Source organism: Ruminococcus sp. 5_1_39BFAA, from assembly GCF_964240875.1.
GTDB lineage: Bacteria > Bacillota > Clostridia > Lachnospirales > Lachnospiraceae > Blautia_A.
The window spans coordinates 127,773-143,759 of the sequence record NZ_CAXSVO010000002.1 but is presented as its reverse complement, the minus strand read 5'-3'; the positions used below and the strand labels follow the sequence as shown (position 1 = coordinate 143,759).

The 15,987-nt window shown below is 36.7% G+C and carries 17 protein-coding genes and 1 pseudogene; 6 read left to right on the top strand and 12 right to left on the bottom strand.

All coding sequences use genetic code 11. The features are described 5' to 3' along the window. Window positions 1-24 precede the first annotated feature (24 nt). The 6 genes from ACESZH_RS03255 to ACESZH_RS03230 all read right to left on the bottom strand — a co-directional run bounded on the left by ACESZH_RS03255 (window position 25) and on the right by ACESZH_RS03230 (window position 5,727). Window positions 25-198 carry a hypothetical protein gene (locus tag ACESZH_RS03255; RefSeq protein WP_373212552.1) on the bottom strand — a complete coding sequence of 58 codons (174 nt, stop codon included), beginning with the start codon at window positions 196-198 and terminating at the stop codon, window positions 25-27. Between the two features lie 111 nt (window positions 199-309). Beyond that, window positions 310-519, bottom strand: coding sequence for a DUF6462 family protein (locus ACESZH_RS03250; protein ID WP_008976866.1), 210 nt, complete (start codon window positions 517-519; stop codon window positions 310-312). Window positions 520-819: 300 nt separating this feature from the next. Further along, window positions 820-3,324: an FtsX-like permease family protein gene (locus ACESZH_RS03245; RefSeq protein WP_373212555.1), complete on the bottom strand. Its 2,505-nt coding sequence runs from the start codon at window positions 3,322-3,324 to the stop codon at window positions 820-822. A 2-nt stretch (window positions 3,325-3,326) separates the two neighbouring features. Beyond that, window positions 3,327-4,001 carry an ABC transporter ATP-binding protein gene (locus ACESZH_RS03240; RefSeq protein ID WP_117963911.1) on the bottom strand — a complete coding sequence of 225 codons (675 nt, stop codon included), beginning with the start codon at window positions 3,999-4,001 and terminating at the stop codon, window positions 3,327-3,329. Between the two features lie 112 nt (window positions 4,002-4,113). Next, a complete protein-coding gene (locus ACESZH_RS03235; RefSeq protein ID WP_373212558.1) occupies window positions 4,114-5,034 on the bottom strand; it encodes a sensor histidine kinase in 921 nt (306 codons plus the stop codon). After that, on the bottom strand, window positions 5,035-5,727 hold the full coding sequence (locus ACESZH_RS03230) for a response regulator transcription factor (RefSeq protein WP_336305739.1): 693 nt from the start codon (window positions 5,725-5,727) through the stop codon (window positions 5,035-5,037). A 450-nt stretch (window positions 5,728-6,177) separates the two neighbouring features. On the opposite strand from ACESZH_RS03230, the gene ACESZH_RS03225 reads away from it, so the two are divergent. The 6 genes from ACESZH_RS03225 (at window position 6,178) to ACESZH_RS03200 (ending at window position 9,971) form a co-directional block, all read left to right on the top strand. Continuing rightward, window positions 6,178-6,564 (top strand): plasmid mobilization relaxosome protein MobC, encoded by a 387-nt coding sequence (locus tag ACESZH_RS03225; RefSeq protein ID WP_373212560.1) that lies wholly within the window; start codon window positions 6,178-6,180, stop codon window positions 6,562-6,564. Next, window positions 6,542-8,089, top strand: coding sequence for a relaxase/mobilization nuclease domain-containing protein (locus tag ACESZH_RS03220; protein WP_373212563.1), 1,548 nt, complete (start codon window positions 6,542-6,544; stop codon window positions 8,087-8,089). Before ACESZH_RS03225 ends, ACESZH_RS03220 begins: the two co-directional genes overlap by 23 nt. A 27-nt stretch (window positions 8,090-8,116) precedes the next feature. Continuing rightward, a complete protein-coding gene (locus ACESZH_RS03215; protein ID WP_004606466.1) occupies window positions 8,117-8,443 on the top strand; it encodes a hypothetical protein in 327 nt (108 codons plus the stop codon). After that, window positions 8,430-9,209, top strand: coding sequence for an FAD-dependent thymidylate synthase (locus ACESZH_RS03210; protein WP_373212567.1), 780 nt, complete (start codon window positions 8,430-8,432; stop codon window positions 9,207-9,209). Before ACESZH_RS03215 ends, ACESZH_RS03210 begins: the two co-directional genes overlap by 14 nt. Further along, window positions 9,199-9,612: a dUTP diphosphatase gene (locus ACESZH_RS03205; RefSeq protein ID WP_173759400.1), complete on the top strand. Its 414-nt coding sequence runs from the start codon at window positions 9,199-9,201 to the stop codon at window positions 9,610-9,612. The genes ACESZH_RS03210 and ACESZH_RS03205 overlap by 11 nt, the downstream gene beginning before the upstream one ends. A gap of 83 nt (window positions 9,613-9,695) precedes the next feature. Then, the gene (locus ACESZH_RS03200) at window positions 9,696-9,971 is read left to right on the top strand and encodes a helix-turn-helix domain-containing protein (protein ID WP_173759401.1); all 276 of its coding nucleotides are present in this window, start codon (window positions 9,696-9,698) and stop codon (window positions 9,969-9,971) included. Between the two features lie 109 nt (window positions 9,972-10,080). On the opposite strand, the gene ACESZH_RS03195 is transcribed toward ACESZH_RS03200, so the two are convergent. The 6 genes and pseudogenes from ACESZH_RS03195 to ACESZH_RS03170 all read right to left on the bottom strand — a co-directional run bounded on the left by ACESZH_RS03195 (window position 10,081) and on the right by ACESZH_RS03170 (window position 15,987). Then, window positions 10,081-10,356 (bottom strand): hypothetical protein, encoded by a 276-nt coding sequence (locus tag ACESZH_RS03195; protein ID WP_226844445.1) that lies wholly within the window; start codon window positions 10,354-10,356, stop codon window positions 10,081-10,083. Between the two features lie 4 nt (window positions 10,357-10,360). After that, window positions 10,361-10,753 (bottom strand): annotated as a pseudogene (locus ACESZH_RS03190) (sigma-70 family RNA polymerase sigma factor); the annotation flags it as partial. Window positions 10,754-10,950: 197 nt separating this feature from the next. Next, window positions 10,951-12,216 (bottom strand): group II intron reverse transcriptase/maturase, encoded by a 1,266-nt coding sequence (ltrA, locus tag ACESZH_RS03185; protein ID WP_373219859.1) that lies wholly within the window; start codon window positions 12,214-12,216, stop codon window positions 10,951-10,953. Between the two features lie 885 nt (window positions 12,217-13,101). Continuing rightward, window positions 13,102-13,275: a cysteine-rich KTR domain-containing protein gene (locus ACESZH_RS03180; RefSeq protein WP_002779755.1), complete on the bottom strand. Its 174-nt coding sequence runs from the start codon at window positions 13,273-13,275 to the stop codon at window positions 13,102-13,104. A gap of 51 nt (window positions 13,276-13,326) precedes the next feature. Further along, window positions 13,327-15,246, bottom strand: a complete 1,920-nt coding sequence (gene tet(O) / locus ACESZH_RS03175) for a tetracycline resistance ribosomal protection protein Tet(O) (protein ID WP_005357924.1) — start codon at window positions 15,244-15,246, stop codon at window positions 13,327-13,329. Between the two features lie 366 nt (window positions 15,247-15,612). Then, complete coding sequence (locus ACESZH_RS03170; protein ID WP_001129922.1) at window positions 15,613-15,987, bottom strand: TnpV protein; 375 nt, start codon at window positions 15,985-15,987, stop codon at window positions 15,613-15,615.

Below are 15,987 nucleotides of genomic sequence, written 5' to 3'. Positions count from 1 at the left end.
CCTCCTCTTAAAGAGAAGCACTTACTATTCTTTCTGCTCGGATAAAAGTATCTCTACCCCTTTTAGGACAATGTCCGTTGTAGTCATTTTATGTTGTTGGGCGTATGCAAGCATCTGGGAATATAGCTGATCAGGAACACGAATGCTTAATACTTTCTTCTTTGCATTGTCTGATTTTGGTCTTCCCATCTTTTTCATTTCAGCTCTTATACCTCCTATACCAACATTATACTTTCTGTATGACACAAAGTCAATTAAAAATGCAGAAAAATATAGAAGTTCTTCTCCCTTATTTTCTCTCTTAAAATTTTAATACTCTCGGAATGTTTCCAAATATTTTTCAAATATCTCACAATTAACTAAAGCTACTTTATCAATTTTATAGACTGCTTTCGCCTCTTTTGCTAATGCCTGAAATTTTGTCAATCCTAAACTATATTTCTCCGCACCTTCTGGATATCTCACGAACTTCTTTTCCATTTTCTTAGTAGCTTCCACATCTTTTCTTGCAAAACCCATTTCACAAAACTCCTTTCCATTTATAAATAAGAAGAAAACAAATTTGTCTTCTCATATAACGAAAGGAAATCAATGAATTTTACAGGGTGATTATGAAAAAAAGTTTAAAAAAATAGTTGCCGAAGTGTCTTCTTCAGCAACTATCATGTTAAATCACCACTGTTCGCATCGAATTATTTTATTTTTCACATTTTGTTTCATAATCCATTCCTATAGATTCCCTTTAAACAATCCTACACTAGATCCATTTCTATACTAAACTGCTGATCCACTTTGCATGCAGCAAGCATAATATATGTTTTAAGACTCATCTTTCCGTAACAATTCAATAATTGTTTCACTTTTTGATTTCGAAAAAACGAATAGTGATGTTACTACGCAAACTATGATAATTATAAGAAATAAAAATAACGTCTTGATTACTGGGAAACTATATGGAATCCTATATATATTAAAGTTTGTAAACACCAAATAACTTGCAGGTAAGCCAATTATCAATGCAATAACAATAGACAAAATCGAATATCCCAAGCTTTCAAACACTATCATTTTTTTAATCTGTTTTCTTGTCATGCCGATACTTTCTAAGATAGCAAATTCTTTCGAACGATTTTGTATGCTTTCAGACATCATATTTAAATAATTTGAAATAGCAAGTAACATAATGATGATTCCTAAACTTCCGCCTAATACAGTCATTTGATTTTCCGAATTTTTCATTTCCGAATAACTATCTAATTTCGATTCAGCAGAAATAAGTTTATTGTTCGCTACAAGTTTTTTAATAGATGATTCTACATTTTTAGAAAAAGGTTCATCATAATCAATCTTTATCATTTCTATTAACGGTTGTCCCATAATTTTATCGAAGAAGTCATTACTTACAATCAAATCGGGCGTATAGCCAGCAGAATAGTAAGCAGGGTAATCATCTATAATTGCTCCTAATTCAATAATTTCTTTTTTATCTGGATTCAGAGCAGTTGGGATTGAAAATTCAACTTTTTTTCCTGTAATTCCATTATCACCTTGTGTAAAAGTTTTAGAAACAAAAGCAATCTCGCCATTTTTAAATTTCTCTTTATCCAATGGATTCTGCAAAGTATTATTTATTTTTTCAAATTCCACTTCATCAATTCCCACAACTCTGCAAGTAAAAGAATAGTGATCTGGCTGTTTTTTATATTGCTCTATATCTTTTTCATAGTTTCCTGGAGAATATCTGGAATCATACACTTCTTTGTAGTATTCTCCATAGACATTTTCTTGATATGGAACAACTGCTGTTGCTGATTTTAAAACTCGTACGTCTTTTACTCCATCTATGGATTTTATTTGCTCAATAAAATCAGAATCAAAAACCTGCTCCTCGTTATCAGAAAGTAATGTCTGATTTAAAAGTCTTATATCGTAATCATAAGCATGGTTCAAAATATTTTTTGCATTATTAGCATAAATCACAACATTGATAATCAAGAAAAGCAATACTGCTAAACTCAAAGAACACATGATGATACTGAATTGTTTCTTATCTCTAAACAGATTCATTTTTACCATAGAGAGAATATCTCCGCCTGTTCTTTTTTTGTTTTTTATTTTTACAGGCGTTGCTCCTATATACTTCATTGCTTCAATAGGAGAACAATCCATAGCAATTTTCACTGGATTTTGACTACTAATCATTGTTGTTGTAAGCGAAAAAATAGTAGCAATTATAAATACCCCAAGAGAAATAGTACCAACCTCACTTATTGCAATCGTTGGATTTAAAGAGTGTAATAGTTGAGGAATAATAATTTTTCCAACGATTGACGAACAAACCAGCCCTAATGGTATTCCTATCATTGCATTCCACAACATTTGCTTATATATCATTTTTCTAATCTGAACAGATGTTGTCCCAATTGTTTTAAGCTGTCCAAAATACCGTATATCTCGATTTACAGAAATATACAATGTATTATAAATAAACAAATATCCACTCATGAAAACTAAAACTAATAATATCAATAACCCCATCATAGTCTTGATAAAGTTAGAAATTGTATCATAATCAGCTTCAATAATTTGATTTCCAGATAAGTTGATTTGATTTTGCATTTCTATAATATCCTTTTCGGAATATAGAGGATTTTTTAATGAGATTTTTAATGTTCCTTGCGTCAAATCAGTCTGCAAAACTCCAGTTGATTGATAAAATTTATCTGAAACATACCCCTTATCTACGCCTGTATAATCCAAAAACCAACCGCTTAAAATAAATGTTTTTGCTGTATCGTTATTCTCGCTATTTTCTGCTAAAGTTTGATATATGAAAGGCAATTCCATACCCACTTTAGGTTTTTTGATTCCTATAGAACGTAACGCACTTTGTGAAAGCATAATTTCATTTTCCTTAGTTGGATAACTGCCTTTATAATAATCCAACGCTGGAATTGTCTGTTGTTTCCAGCAAGTATCATCTAACCAATACAATTTTAACTTGTCCAATTCTTTATCCTGATATTTTGATACAATTCCACATTTCACGTTAAGCCCTGCATATTTCACATTATCCATTTTTCGTATGGTAGATACTTGATCGTCTCTCGGTTCTGTCAGCTCAATATCATAATCTATCCCCTGTATTCTTTGTTGTCTTAAAGAAACTGTATCCCAATAACTTAATCCAATAGATATTACGGTGCAAAGTAAAAATGTTGTCAAAAAAATAGCTACTATAGTTAATAAATTTCTTTTTTTATTTGCCTTATATGTTGTTTTTGCAAGGTCTTGAATTACCTTTTTGTTATTGACTTTGAGCATTTTTACTCACCGCCTTTCACAATTTTCCCATCTTCTATGCGGATAATTCTATCTGCCATTTGAGCAATCTCTTCATTGTGTGTAATCATTACAATCGTTTGAGCCAGATTTTGGCTTGAAATTTTTATCAAGCCTAAAACATCTTGACTTGTTCGGCTATCAAGATTTCCTGTTGGTTCATCAGCAAGGATAATAGCAGGTTTAATTGCCAAAGCTCTTGCTAACGCTACACGCTGTTGTTGTCCGCCAGATAACTGATTTGGCATAAAATATTTTTTATCTTCTAATTTTAATAATTTAAGAATTTCTTCAATATAATCATCATCTGGTTTTATACCGTCCAGCTTGATAGGAAGCACAATATTTTCATATACATTCATAAGCGGCAAAAGATTATAGTTTTGAAATACAAAACCTATTTTTCTTCTTCGATAAACAGTTAGTTCATCACGAGATAATCCCGATATATTTCTTCCGTCAATAATAACTTCTCCAGAAGTTGGATTATCCAAGCCACCAAGCATATGTAGTAAAGTAGATTTTCCACTTCCAGAAGTTCCAACAACAGCTAAAAATTCCCCTTTACAAATATCTAAATCTATACCGTCCAATGCTTTTACAGTATTCTCTCCCGTATTATAATATTTTTTTAAGTTTCTAACTGATAAAATATTCATACTTCATCTTCCTTTCTCTCTGTTTGAACTAATAATAACAAAGACTTCTTTCTCAAATCTTTCTCAAAAGTGACAACTTTGACACAATTAAAGATTGAGAAAAAAGTCTTGCTTAAAGATCACTACGGGATAAGAAAACTTCAACGGTAGTTCCTTTATTCAATTTGGATTTTATTTTTATATATCCTTGTTGTTTTCTTAAAACTTCTCTAGACAAATATAACCCAATTCCAAATCCCTGCTTATCTGTTACATTTGTTCCTCTATAAAATCTTTGAAATACTTTTCCTTGCTCTTGCTCTGGTATGCCTATACCATTATCTATAATTCTTACACATACAAATGATTCATATAAAATAGACTTAATCGTTATTTCAGTATTATTTGGTGAATATTTTATTGCGTTTTCAATAATATTTGTAAAAACTTCCTCTGTCCATTTCGGATCAGCAAATACTTTATAATCATTGTTTTCAGAACGAATACGAATGCTTTTCTTCATTGCGTCCAATTCTATCGATTGACAACTTTTTTTAATGATCTTGTCTAATTCGATTATTTTAGGATTGACAGAAATAATTTCCTGTTCTGCATACGAAGATTTCATCAATTCTTTCATAAAGAATTCTAATTTTTCAGCGTTTTTTTCAATTTTATCTGCCAATCGAAATGATGTTGATTCATCTAATTCCTCTTTTAACAAACCTGCATATAAAGTAATATTTGCAAGGGGAGTTCGTATCTGATGACTGATGTTGGAAAGTAATGATTTTATAGTATTTCGTTCCTGCTCAGCAACTTCTTTTTGCATATTTGAAATTTCAACAATACGGTTTAGTCTTTCAGAAATAGCCGAATCTAAGGACTCATCATATATCATATCAATTTGTTTTCCGCCGAGTATTTCATCGGCTTTATTCAAAAAGTTATTATACTGAGATAACATCTTATTTCTATACCAGTAAATTACCAAGCCTAAAACAATGATATTCAGACCTACGATACCAATAAATACAAGAATGTGAATATCCATTTATACACTCTCCCACACATAGCCTTTTCCGTAAACAGTTTTTATATAAGTCGGATTAGAAGAATCATCTTCAAGTTTATCCCTTAATCGTCGTATTCCAACTGAAAGAGCATTATCTTCAACATACTCTGTTCCCTCTGGCCATACCCATTCAAGCAATCGTTCCCTTGTTAAAATTCTATTTGGATTTGAAATTAGTAAATACAAAATTCGCTGTTCTGTTTTACTCAATTCTATCTGTACCCCATTTTTATAAAATTCCATTGTTTCAAAGCGAAAAAGAAACACAGAATTTTTATATTCTTGTTCACTTGTCGCTGTATTTCTCCTAAGTAACATTCTAATTCTGGCTCGAAGAACCATTAAACTAAACGGTTTCGTAATATAATCATCAGCACCGCTTTCTAAACCTTTAACTATATCCATTTCCATGCCTTTTGCAGTTAGTAAAGCAATCGGAATTTGTATTTTCCGTTTTAATTCCCGACAGAATTCCAGTCCATTACCGTCTGGAAGATTGATGTCAAATATAAGCAAATCAAAAGAATAATGCTCAAGGGCTTTTCTTGCTTCTGCTATTGTTTCACATATCACAAAATTCAGTTGATCACTTTGTAAAGATAATTCTATTCCCTCTGCTAAATCTCTATCGTCTTCTAAGACCATAACCAATTTATTATTTTTAATCACCATGTATAACATCACTCCTTAAGGTGCAAACAACTAAAGATTATCTTTTCTCATTTTACAAAATTCTTTAATTTTAATGATATATCCCCCAAAAAAATGTGTCAAGCATCCTAATAAAAATGATCCTCCACCAATTTTTTAATGATATTTTTTAACTTTTTTTCTATCTCACCCTGTATTTTGCCCTCTGAGCATTTCGTTATATGAGAGGGTTAATCTTTCAAGAGCAAGATCCACCCAGTAATACGGTATCGCCATTTTGGCTTTCCGATTACTCTGAGTTTTATCTTGATGTGGATTACGCTCCCCATACCCTCGTTACTGACATTCACAAAATGTCAGATTGGCTTCCACATAAAATGTGTGCGCAGCACCAGAAGTATCAGAAGGGACAGCTGATATTTCTAGTGGAGTGCCATAAAGTTGGAAGCACTCAATTAAGGGAGGAGGAACATGGCACCAAAGAAAAAAAGAAATGAAATGAAACACTCTAATATCATTTGTTTAAGATTGAGTGACATTGAATTAGAGTTAGTCAATCATGCCGCTTCTCAGGTGAAATTATCCCGTTCTGATTATCTGAGAAACCTGATTTTAGATCACAAAATGGCTATACACTATGAAGTTGTCATTGATAGCCAAACAATAAAAATGCTCTTAGCAGAGTATGGAAAAATCGGCTCTAATCTTAATCAGATCGCAAAATATTTCAATACAGGAGGAGCGTACTCTAAATCTATAACAAACGAAATCCAGCAATGCCTTTACGACCTCTATAGGTTAAAAAAGGAGTTGCTAAAAATGATAGGTGATTATCGTGGCAATAGTGAAACATATTAAAAGTCGGAATGCAAACTATTCAGATGCTCTGAATTATCTCATCTTCCAGCATGATGAATCAACCGGAAAAATGATTCTCGATGAATTTAATCGGCCACTGCGAAGAGATGAATTCTACATGGATGGTCTCAACTGTGATCCCGATACTTTTGATGTTGAATGCTATGAATGTAATGAACATTTTAAAAAGAACCGAAGCAGATCTGAAATCAAAAGTCATCACTATATCATCAGTTTTGATCCAGATGATAAATCAGGATGTGGGCTGACCGGAGAAAAAGCACAGGCTCTATCTTTAGAACTTGCAAAGAAAATATTTCCCGGATATCAGGCTCTTATCGTGACACATACCGATGGTCACAATGGTTCCGGCAATATCCATACGCATATTGTGATCAACAGCGTCCGTAAGGAAGCTGTCAGAAGGCAGAGTTACATGGATAAGCCCCATGAAGAAATTGCCGGATACAAGCACCGATCCACAAATAAATTCCTGAATTATTTCAAAAAGGAAATTATGGATATGTGCATCCAAGAGGGACTTCATCAGATTGATCTTCTCTCTCCGGCTGAAACAAAAATCACACAGGCTGAATATATGGCTCAAAAATCCGGGCAGAAAAAATTAGAAGAGACAAACAAAAAAATCATTGCAGATGGGTTGAAACCAACTGCCACTACATTTCAGACACAGAAGCAAGAACTCAGGAATGCCATCGAAGAATGCAGCTCGCATTCTAAAAACTTTCAGGAATTCCAATCTCTGCTTTTGGAAAAATATCAGATTTCCGTCACTGAAGAAAGAGGAAGATATCGTTATCTCCATCCGAATCGGGACAAACGGATTACAGAGAAGGCTTTGGGAACTCAATACGGCAAAGAACATTTAGAACAGCTCTTCTTACGAAAAGATCCGATAACCATTCTTTATGTCAGATCGCATTTGCGGTTGGTAGTAGATCTTCAGAAAAATGTGAAAGCAATGCAAAGTCCCGGATATGCTCATCGGGTAAAAATATCCAATCTTCAGGAAATGGCAAATACTATTATCTATGTGCAAGAACATGGATACAATACCCAAACCGAATTAAAAAATGCCTTTTCCGAATCTCAAAAACAGTTAGATCAGGCAACAAATCAGCTTATGGAAATGAATGCAGATTTGAAAAGCATCAACCGGCAGATCCATTACACCGGACAATATTTCGCACAGAAAGCAATCTATACCGAATTTTTAAAAGCGAAAAACAAAGGCAGATTTCGAAAGGAACACACCGCTGAAATTCAAGCATATGAAGAAGCCCGTGACTGGCTGAAATCTTTTTATCCAGATGGAAAGATGCTTCCTATCAAAACATTGAAGGAACAAAAAGCCAGCTTGCAGGAACAGATCGACCAGCAGAAATCATCCATCCGATCTCTAAAGGATCTGACACAAGATTTAAGAACCGTAGACAAAAATGTGGAAGCAATTCTCCACAACCAGGTTCCCAAAAAACAAAAGACACGGGAACCCGAATTATAAATCATTTTACGAAGGAGGAATTACAATATGACACAAAATGAATTTAATGTTGTCCTTGAACAACAATATCGAAAATGTGCCGATGTCCTAGCACATAAGAAGAAAGAATACACCGGAGACCGCATTGATCGCCTGAGTGCATTTAAAATTGCTGCCTCATTACAGGGATGCACACCTAAGGCTGCTCTGGCCGGAATGATGTCGAAGCATGTCGTATCTCTCTATGACATGTGTTACTCTTCTCTGCTCCAATTTGACTTAGAACAATGGGATGAGAAGATCACAGACTGCATCAACTATCTCATTCTGCTGAAAGCATTGATAAAGGAGGAACAAGCCTATGGATCACATTGAGACAAAGATTTTAAATAGTTATACCATTCAAGAAGCAGCTCAGAACATGGTATTCGCAGCAAGGCTTACCCAACAGGGGCATTCCATTCAAAACATGGATGATCTTATGGCTCTTTATCAGAAATCTTTTACGGATAAAACTGTAGACCGGATTGCCAGTCTTCCCCATCCAACCGTACAGAAATTTACGGTGATCACCGTTGCGATTGTAGGTGCAAGCAGACGTTTTCTTGCACAGATCACTCGTCATCAAAACGAAGTAAAATTCATGAGTGCATCTCTGCAATATAGCAACTATTCAGAAAAAGCTGCATTTGTGATCCCATATGAAATCCTTTTTTCCGAACAGAGATACATTGATCTCTATCTGCAAAGCTGCTTATCGGATCTCAGATGTTATCAGGAATTGTGTTCTTTGGGATTTCATCATGATTCTGCCGGCTATGCCCTCTCCCATGCTTTAAGGAATATTCTGATCATCTGTGCTACACCTTATGAGTGGAAACATATGATCAGTCAGCGTATCTGCAGAAGAAATACCGACGAAACAAGAATTGTAATGTTGGACATCTGGCAGAAACTATATGAATTCGATCCGGTGTTATTTTCGCCGAAGCTGACCGGTCCTTTTTGTCAGAGGGGATGTTGTGAAGAAGGTTCTATGTCCTGTGGAATTCCCATCGCAAGAGACTGGTCTCCATTAGAAATAATGAGAGCAGATTATCCTCTGCTCGTAGAAGGGAGGGAAGCTGTTTATGAAGATTAAATTGATCGACTTTGGGTTAGAGAAAGATCATTATCCCTTCCGCCCTCATGAAAACGATGCCGGGGCCGATGTGTATATGCCTTATGACTACACATTAAAACCGGGAGAGATTGCAAGAATCCCATTAGGATTTGGTCTCATGATTCCAGATGGGTATGCTGGTTATGTTTTTCCAAGAAGCAGCATGGCCGCAAAAGGATTGGTCTGCGAACTTCCGCCTATTGATTCCGGATATCGTGGAGAAATTCATGCCATCATCAGCAATGTTAGTTCAGAATCCCAAATACTCTGCAAAGATACCCGCGTAGGGCAACTAGTTATCACGCCTGTTCTAATCGCCGACTTTGTTCTGGATCTCGGAGAAGCAAGAGACACCGGGGCTTTTGGAAGTACCGGAAAATAAAGATCATAAAATCAGAGGTGCCGAATAATTTATGATTCGACACCTCACACACTCAAAATAACTTACAGAAAGGAATTACTACTATGATTACATTTGGAAGAAAATTAAAACACTTAAGACAGAAAAATCATCTCACACAAAAAGAACTCGGTATCGCACTTGGCTTTTCGGAAGATTCTGCGGATGTCAGAATTGCACAATACGAAGCGGATGCAAGAAAGCCTCGTGATGAAATCCTTGCTAAAATGGCTAAAATACTTTGCGTACCAATTGATATCCTCACCGTTCCAGTATTATCTGAACCAAGAGAATATGATGCTGCGTCCTTCTGGATGCATGAACTTTCTGCAGAATTATAATTTTTTACATAAAACTCTAGTGCAAAAAGCAGGAGATCATTAGATTTCCTGCTTAATATGACTATGAATATTTAATTGTGAGTAGTCTAGCAGTTATGTAAACTGGAATTTAACTATCAACTTCTAAAATCTCATCAGATATAATTTCCAAAATAACTTCTTCATTATCAATTGTCATAAATTTATAGGAACCATTATCAAAGATAACATCACCAAATTCGTTAACTAATTCATCGTTATACATTATTGATTTACATTGAATTGTTTTTAAATAACATACAGTTCCATTCCAAATTCTGATTTTTATAATATATTCTGACCCATCTTTATATACATCTTCAATTTCATTATCATTATTTGACAAACGCTTTAAAACATAATCCATATTAGATTGCCTGTATCAGCTCCTGTTCACTATCCGACAGCAAAGGCAGGGCGGCTTTCAGCCTGTCCACCATGACCGCATTGACAACGGTTTCTGCAATGTCCACCGCTTCATCAGTGATAAAGTCCAGAGGATTCCCCTCGCTGTCCGTAAATCCGTCGAGAGATAGCAGTCTATTCTTTGTATCTAATTTTTGCAGATAACGCCACCGTTCCTTGTCACGGTAGAAGTCTGTGTATTGCTCCCTCACGACTTCAAGCAGACAGCCTTGAATGGGGATAAACAGCTTGTCCATATAGGTCTGGTCGGATTCCCTGCAACGGCAGAACTCCGTGTAGGATAATTCCACATAGCCGCCACTTTCTCTGATATATACCTTTCTTGGTGCATATTTCACCATAAATACCTCCCATCTGAATTTTTGAAATGTAAAAAATCCAGATGGAGAGGCGGAGAACGACACCGCATATCAGAAACAGCCCTACGGCACTTTCCAACAAAAATCGACAATCGAGTAGGAGGGAAAATTAAATAAATTTTCCCGACCTCTCACACCACCGTACGTACGGTTCCGTATACGGCGGTTCAATCAACTTAACAAGTAACACACCTCTTGGTGTAGTAATCTATCATTGAGACTAATCCAAATTGGGTTAGTCTTTCTTTGTTTATTGCAAAATTCATAACTCTTCGCTGACACACATAAGCGATTCGACTACCTGTATATGCCGTAATCCAAGCTATATCCTTATCAACTCCAAGTTTCATCAAATTCTTTATTCGATTTTGCGGAGTTTTCCATTGCTTCCAGCTACACATACGCAACCTATAACGAATTCTTGCATCTAGTTCTTTGCAGAGAGTTTTCATACTGCCTATCTTAAAGTAGTTAATCCACCCTCTTATAAGCTGATTGAGTTTCTCCACCTTATAGCTGTTGCTAACTCCCCAGCTACGAGAGGTGAATTCTTTCATTCTTTTCTTGAATTTCGCTACTGATTTTGCGTGTGGTTTTGCCTTAAACTGATGCGCTCTCGAATCAAAGTAGAAACCAAATCCAAGGTATTTAAGCCCTTGTGGTCTATCTACCTTGCTCTTGGTCATGTTGACTTTGAGCCCTAGCTTCTCTTCAATGAATCGTGAAATATTTCTCATGACTCTGTTGGCAGACATTTCGCTTCCGACCATAATAATACAGTCATCCGCATATCGTACAAAGTTAAGCCCACGCTTTTCCATTTCCTTATCAAGTTCATTCAGCATAATGTTTGCCAATAATGGCGAAAGATTTCCTCCTTGTGGTGTCCCCACAATGGAATCCTCATATTCATCATCAATCATGATTCCGCTGACAAGGTATTTTCTCACGATAGAGATAACATCTCCATCTTTGATAGTTCTACCTATGATAGTCATGAGCTTATCATGGTTTACTGTGTCAAAGAACTTTTCCAAGTCGATATCTACAATCCAGTCATTACCCTCATTCATCATGTCGAGTGCTGTTAGAATTGCTTGCTGAGCACATCTGTTAGGTCTGAATCCATAACTATGGTCATGGAACTGTTCCTCATAGATTGGTGTTAAAACCTGTGCAATGGCTTGTTGTATGAATCTGTCTGTTACTGTTGGTACTCCTAGGTTTCTGACACCGCCATCAGGCTTTGGTATCTCCACTCTTCGTACTGGCTGAGGTTTATATTTTCTCATCCTCAACTGTTCCTTGATGATTTCGCCGTTCTTTACAAGGTATTCTTTGAGTTCTGTGTACTTCATTCCGTCCACTCCCTCTGCACCTTTATTTCGTACGACTTGCAGATATGCTCTGTTGAGGTTATCACTAGACAATATCTGCTCCATTAGACTACTTGTGTCCATGCGTTCTTTCCTTTCCGTCTCGCTTGATTTGACCACCTTTTCCCCGATTGGTTACGGCAGATGTTGTCATTTCTGCAATACGAGACATACTCAAACTGATTGATTGTTCGCCCCTTCGCTCCATCCCCATTACAGAGACTTCTTCACTACTATGGGCTCGGCTGACTTCTCACAGTTCGTTGTTACTAGGCTAATGAAACCTCTGTGAGACCTCCACGCTTAAGGTGCACGCTCTTTCTCTCCATATATCCGCCGCATTTACTCTGCTTCTACAAACGTGGTAGTTATTAGACTTCGCTGTTCTTTGCCAGCTTATCACTCGAAGCCTAGCCTTATATGCGATTTCTGTCCGTCGGACCAGAGATTCGCTTACAGCTTCCTTCAGATTCCACCTCACAGTAGACACCCTTGCTGTTCGGCTATACATTTCCCACTACCTGGGCATGTTCGGGACTTACACCCGTTAGAGCGCGCCCATGGCGCGCAAACAAAGAAAAACCGCAAAGGCTCTGTGACCTTTACGGTTATAGGAAATAGTAATTCTATTGTATGGAGATTGTACTTCTACTTTCAAGGTGAGAAGTACCGTTGCACTGGCAGAAATTTTTTTAACTGGTTTCCTGCCGTTCTCTGATATGCTATGTATTGATAAATTTTGCTTCGTATGAGCAGATAGATAACTGCCCGAAAAAAGGACATAAAAAAATCCCTCCAAATTTAAAAACAAATTCAGAGGGTAATTTAGGGTATAACAAAATAACCCACCCGAATATCGTTTTTTTTATTTGGTGAGTTTGTTCTTTCAAATACGAAACAAAAAGAGCCGATGATTCGTGAATTGTTCCACAATTTCATCGGCTCTGCGTCTTAAGCGTCTGGCTCTTTGATGACAGTTATCTTCAAGTTGTCAACTTTAATCAATCTTTCTTGTCTGCATTTTGGACAATAAAGGGGATAATTCTCCAAAACAGTGTCCTTCCTAATTTTATTACGGGTTTTGCTCCCACAAACAGGACACAATATCCATTCGCATTTCATCATAATTAGTCTCTAATCCTTTCAAATCTCATTTTATATGACTTTTGCAAGCTGTTAAGCTAACTTGTGGAACATATGCCGAACCTTATCTATACGGCTATTCGGGCGGCGGGGTTGGCAAATAAATTTACCAATAGCTGGCTGGTATCCTTTTAACTCTGTCAAGCAGACTCCCTGCCCATTTGTGAAATAAGTTAAATCGTTCCTGTATTCTTGAATACATCTAGCAGGGATTTCTCCTTTCAGAATGACCTCGTCATTCTTTATCTGAGTACTTACAATATCTGCACAATACCTTGGAGCATCATGATACGCCCGTGAGAGATATTCCTGCGGTGCATAAATTTCAAAGTGGAGATATGGCTCTAATAGTTCTGTCCCTGCTTTTTTTAAAGCCTGCTCCAATACGATAGGGGAAAGCAGCCGAAAGTCTGCGGGGGTACTTACAGGACTATAATACAATCCATATTCAAAACAGATTTTACAGTCTGTCACTTTCCATCCATACAGCCCCTGCTCGCAGCCATAAAGAACCCCCTCCATAACCGCATTTTGGAACGATTGATTTAAATATCCAAGTGAAACTCTGCTTTCATACTGCACTCCGCTTCCAATAGGGAGCGGCTCTATGGACAACCCGACAGAAGCCCAGAAAGGATTTGGCGGGACTTCTATGTGGATGGTATATTCTGCTTTTCTAAGCGGTCTTTCCATATATATAACAGTAGGCTCTTTTATTTCTGCCTCCACATGATATTTTTCCTCAAGGATGGCACAAATGACTTCCATCTGCACATTCCCCAAAAAAGAAAGTATAATCTCATGCGTTGTAGTATCCACATAATATTTTAAAAGAGGGTCGCCATCTGAAATTTCTGTAAGTGCCCCAAGCAATATTTCCCGCTGTTCAGATTTCTTTACTGCAATCGTTGTTTGGAGCATAGGGAGAGGATTTTCAATAAATTTTCTCTGCGGCAACAGTATTTCGTTCCCCAAAATACTGTTTAGCTGCAAAACATCATTTGGTAAAATTACAATATCACCAGAGCAGGCTGTATCGGATGAATATAATTCACCGTTTGTCGGAACATACATCTCTGTGATTTTTATTTTCTCTTTTTCAGATATTCTAATAACATCCCTCAAATGCAATGTTCCGCTATATATACGCACATAAACAAAACGCCGCCTTTTCTCTGAATATTCAATCTTAAAAACCTGCCCGCATAGTTCAGATTGACCTTCAGGCGTTGATGAATAAAATTTACTGGCAATTACTTCTATAAGCTGCCGAATCCCCAGATTGTTTTTAGCGCTTCCGTGATAAACGGGAAATAACGTTCCGTTTTGGAATCTCCTGTTTTCTTCCTGTTCCAGTTCTGACATTTTAAACGGTTTCCCTGACATATATTTCTCTAATAGTTCATCGTTTCCCATAATTACCGCATCCCACTGTTCCATATCGTCATTGTCCGTTACATTTATATGGGGATGCTGCCCAACCTTTTGCTTCACTATAATTTCCGAAGAAAGCTTTGCTTTCATTTCCCGATATACCATTGGCAAATCAATCCCCTCTTGGTCAATTTTATTGATGAAAAAAATTGTCGGAATCTTCATTATCTGTAGTGCATGAAACAGTATACGGGTCTGTGCCTGTATGCCATCCTTTGCAGAAACTAATAATACTGCTCCGTCTAATACGGATAAAGAACGGTATACTTCCGCCAAAAAATCCATATGGCCTGGCGTATCTATAATGTTGACTTTTACATCCTCCCACTGAAAAGATGTCACTGCTGTCTGGATAGTGATTCCCCTTTGACGCTCCAAATTCATTGTATCTGTCCTTGTTGTGCCTTCATCTACGCTCCCTAGTTCTGCAATTGCACCACTGGTATACAATAAACTTTCCGTTAATGTTGTCTTTCCTGCGTCAACGTGAGCCAGAATGCCTAAGTTAATTATTTTCATGTGATTTTCCTCCTATCAACACCCAAAAAAGGGCATAAAAATACCCAGTGATAAATACTCCTATCACTGGGTAAATAACTCCAATAGCCCCAAAACACTTATATGTTTTCGGGCATATAAAATTACATGATAAAAGTATTCTTAAACTGGGTACAAAAAACTAAGCCCCATATTAAAAGTGAAACGGGACTGCTACTTTTTGTTCCCACTATCAAATTGACAGTTTATTTAAGAATACCTTGCCGCATATTTATTAACTCCTTGTATAATACTGAATCTAATTATATTCCTTAACCCTTTATTTGTCAAGCTGACAAACTAAAGCAGAAAAAGCGGCAGGATTTCCCCCTGCCACTAATCATCTGTTTATGCAAAAATAATTTCCTTTTCCACAATCTCCCTCGCACAAGCCCTTATGTTATTGAGGCATCCTGTCCATTCTAAGGCGTTTTCTGCCTTTAGCTGTTCCGTTATGCCCTGTGCCTGTTTCATACCCTCTATGAGCCTTTCAAAGCGTTCCTGTGCCTGTCTGTTGATGTCGGCAAGGTAGGCGTTTAGCCTGCCGCTTGTAAGAAGATTGGTGTATGTAACTTTACGGTACTGTTTTAGATAATCTAAATGCCGTTGCCCCCAGATGCCTATTGCCTGTTCTTCTTCGGCGGGTACAGTTAAGCACGGTATCAAATAATCCCCTTGCCTTTCGTATTTGCCGCCCAGTTCCTCAAATAATGATTTTGCCAT

Excerpts from the sequence above, each read along its gene's own strand:
- ACESZH_RS03255 (WP_373212552.1), bottom strand. The coding sequence starts at position 198 with ATGAAAAAGATGGGAAGACCAAAATCAGACAATGCAAAGAAGAAAGTA.
- ACESZH_RS03250 (WP_008976866.1), bottom strand. The coding sequence starts at position 519 with ATGGGTTTTGCAAGAAAAGATGTGGAAGCTACTAAGAAAATGGAAAAG.
- ACESZH_RS03245 (WP_373212555.1), bottom strand. The coding sequence starts at position 3,324 with ATGCTCAAAGTCAATAACAAAAAGGTAATTCAAGACCTTGCAAAAACA.
- ACESZH_RS03240 (WP_117963911.1), bottom strand. The coding sequence starts at position 4,001 with ATGAATATTTTATCAGTTAGAAACTTAAAAAAATATTATAATACGGGA.
- ACESZH_RS03235 (WP_373212558.1), bottom strand. The coding sequence starts at position 5,034 with ATGGATATTCACATTCTTGTATTTATTGGTATCGTAGGTCTGAATATC.
- ACESZH_RS03230 (WP_336305739.1), bottom strand. The coding sequence starts at position 5,727 with ATGGTGATTAAAAATAATAAATTGGTTATGGTCTTAGAAGACGATAGA.
- ACESZH_RS03225 (WP_373212560.1), top strand. The coding sequence starts at position 6,178 with ATGGCACCAAAGAAAAAAAGAAATGAAATGAAACACTCTAATATCATT.
- ACESZH_RS03215 (WP_004606466.1), top strand. The coding sequence starts at position 8,117 with ATGACACAAAATGAATTTAATGTTGTCCTTGAACAACAATATCGAAAA.
- ACESZH_RS03210 (WP_373212567.1), top strand. The coding sequence starts at position 8,430 with ATGGATCACATTGAGACAAAGATTTTAAATAGTTATACCATTCAAGAA.
- ACESZH_RS03205 (WP_173759400.1), top strand. The coding sequence starts at position 9,199 with ATGAAGATTAAATTGATCGACTTTGGGTTAGAGAAAGATCATTATCCC.
- ACESZH_RS03200 (WP_173759401.1), top strand. The coding sequence starts at position 9,696 with ATGATTACATTTGGAAGAAAATTAAAACACTTAAGACAGAAAAATCAT.
- ACESZH_RS03195 (WP_226844445.1), bottom strand. The coding sequence starts at position 10,356 with ATGGATTATGTTTTAAAGCGTTTGTCAAATAATGATAATGAAATTGAA.
- ltrA (WP_373219859.1), bottom strand. The coding sequence starts at position 12,216 with ATGGAGCAGATATTGTCTAGTGATAACCTCAACAGAGCATATCTGCAA.
- ACESZH_RS03180 (WP_002779755.1), bottom strand. The coding sequence starts at position 13,275 with ATGATGAAATGCGAATGGATATTGTGTCCTGTTTGTGGGAGCAAAACC.
- ACESZH_RS03170 (WP_001129922.1), bottom strand. The coding sequence starts at position 15,987 with ATGGCAAAATCATTATTTGAGGAACTGGGCGGCAAATACGAAAGGCAA.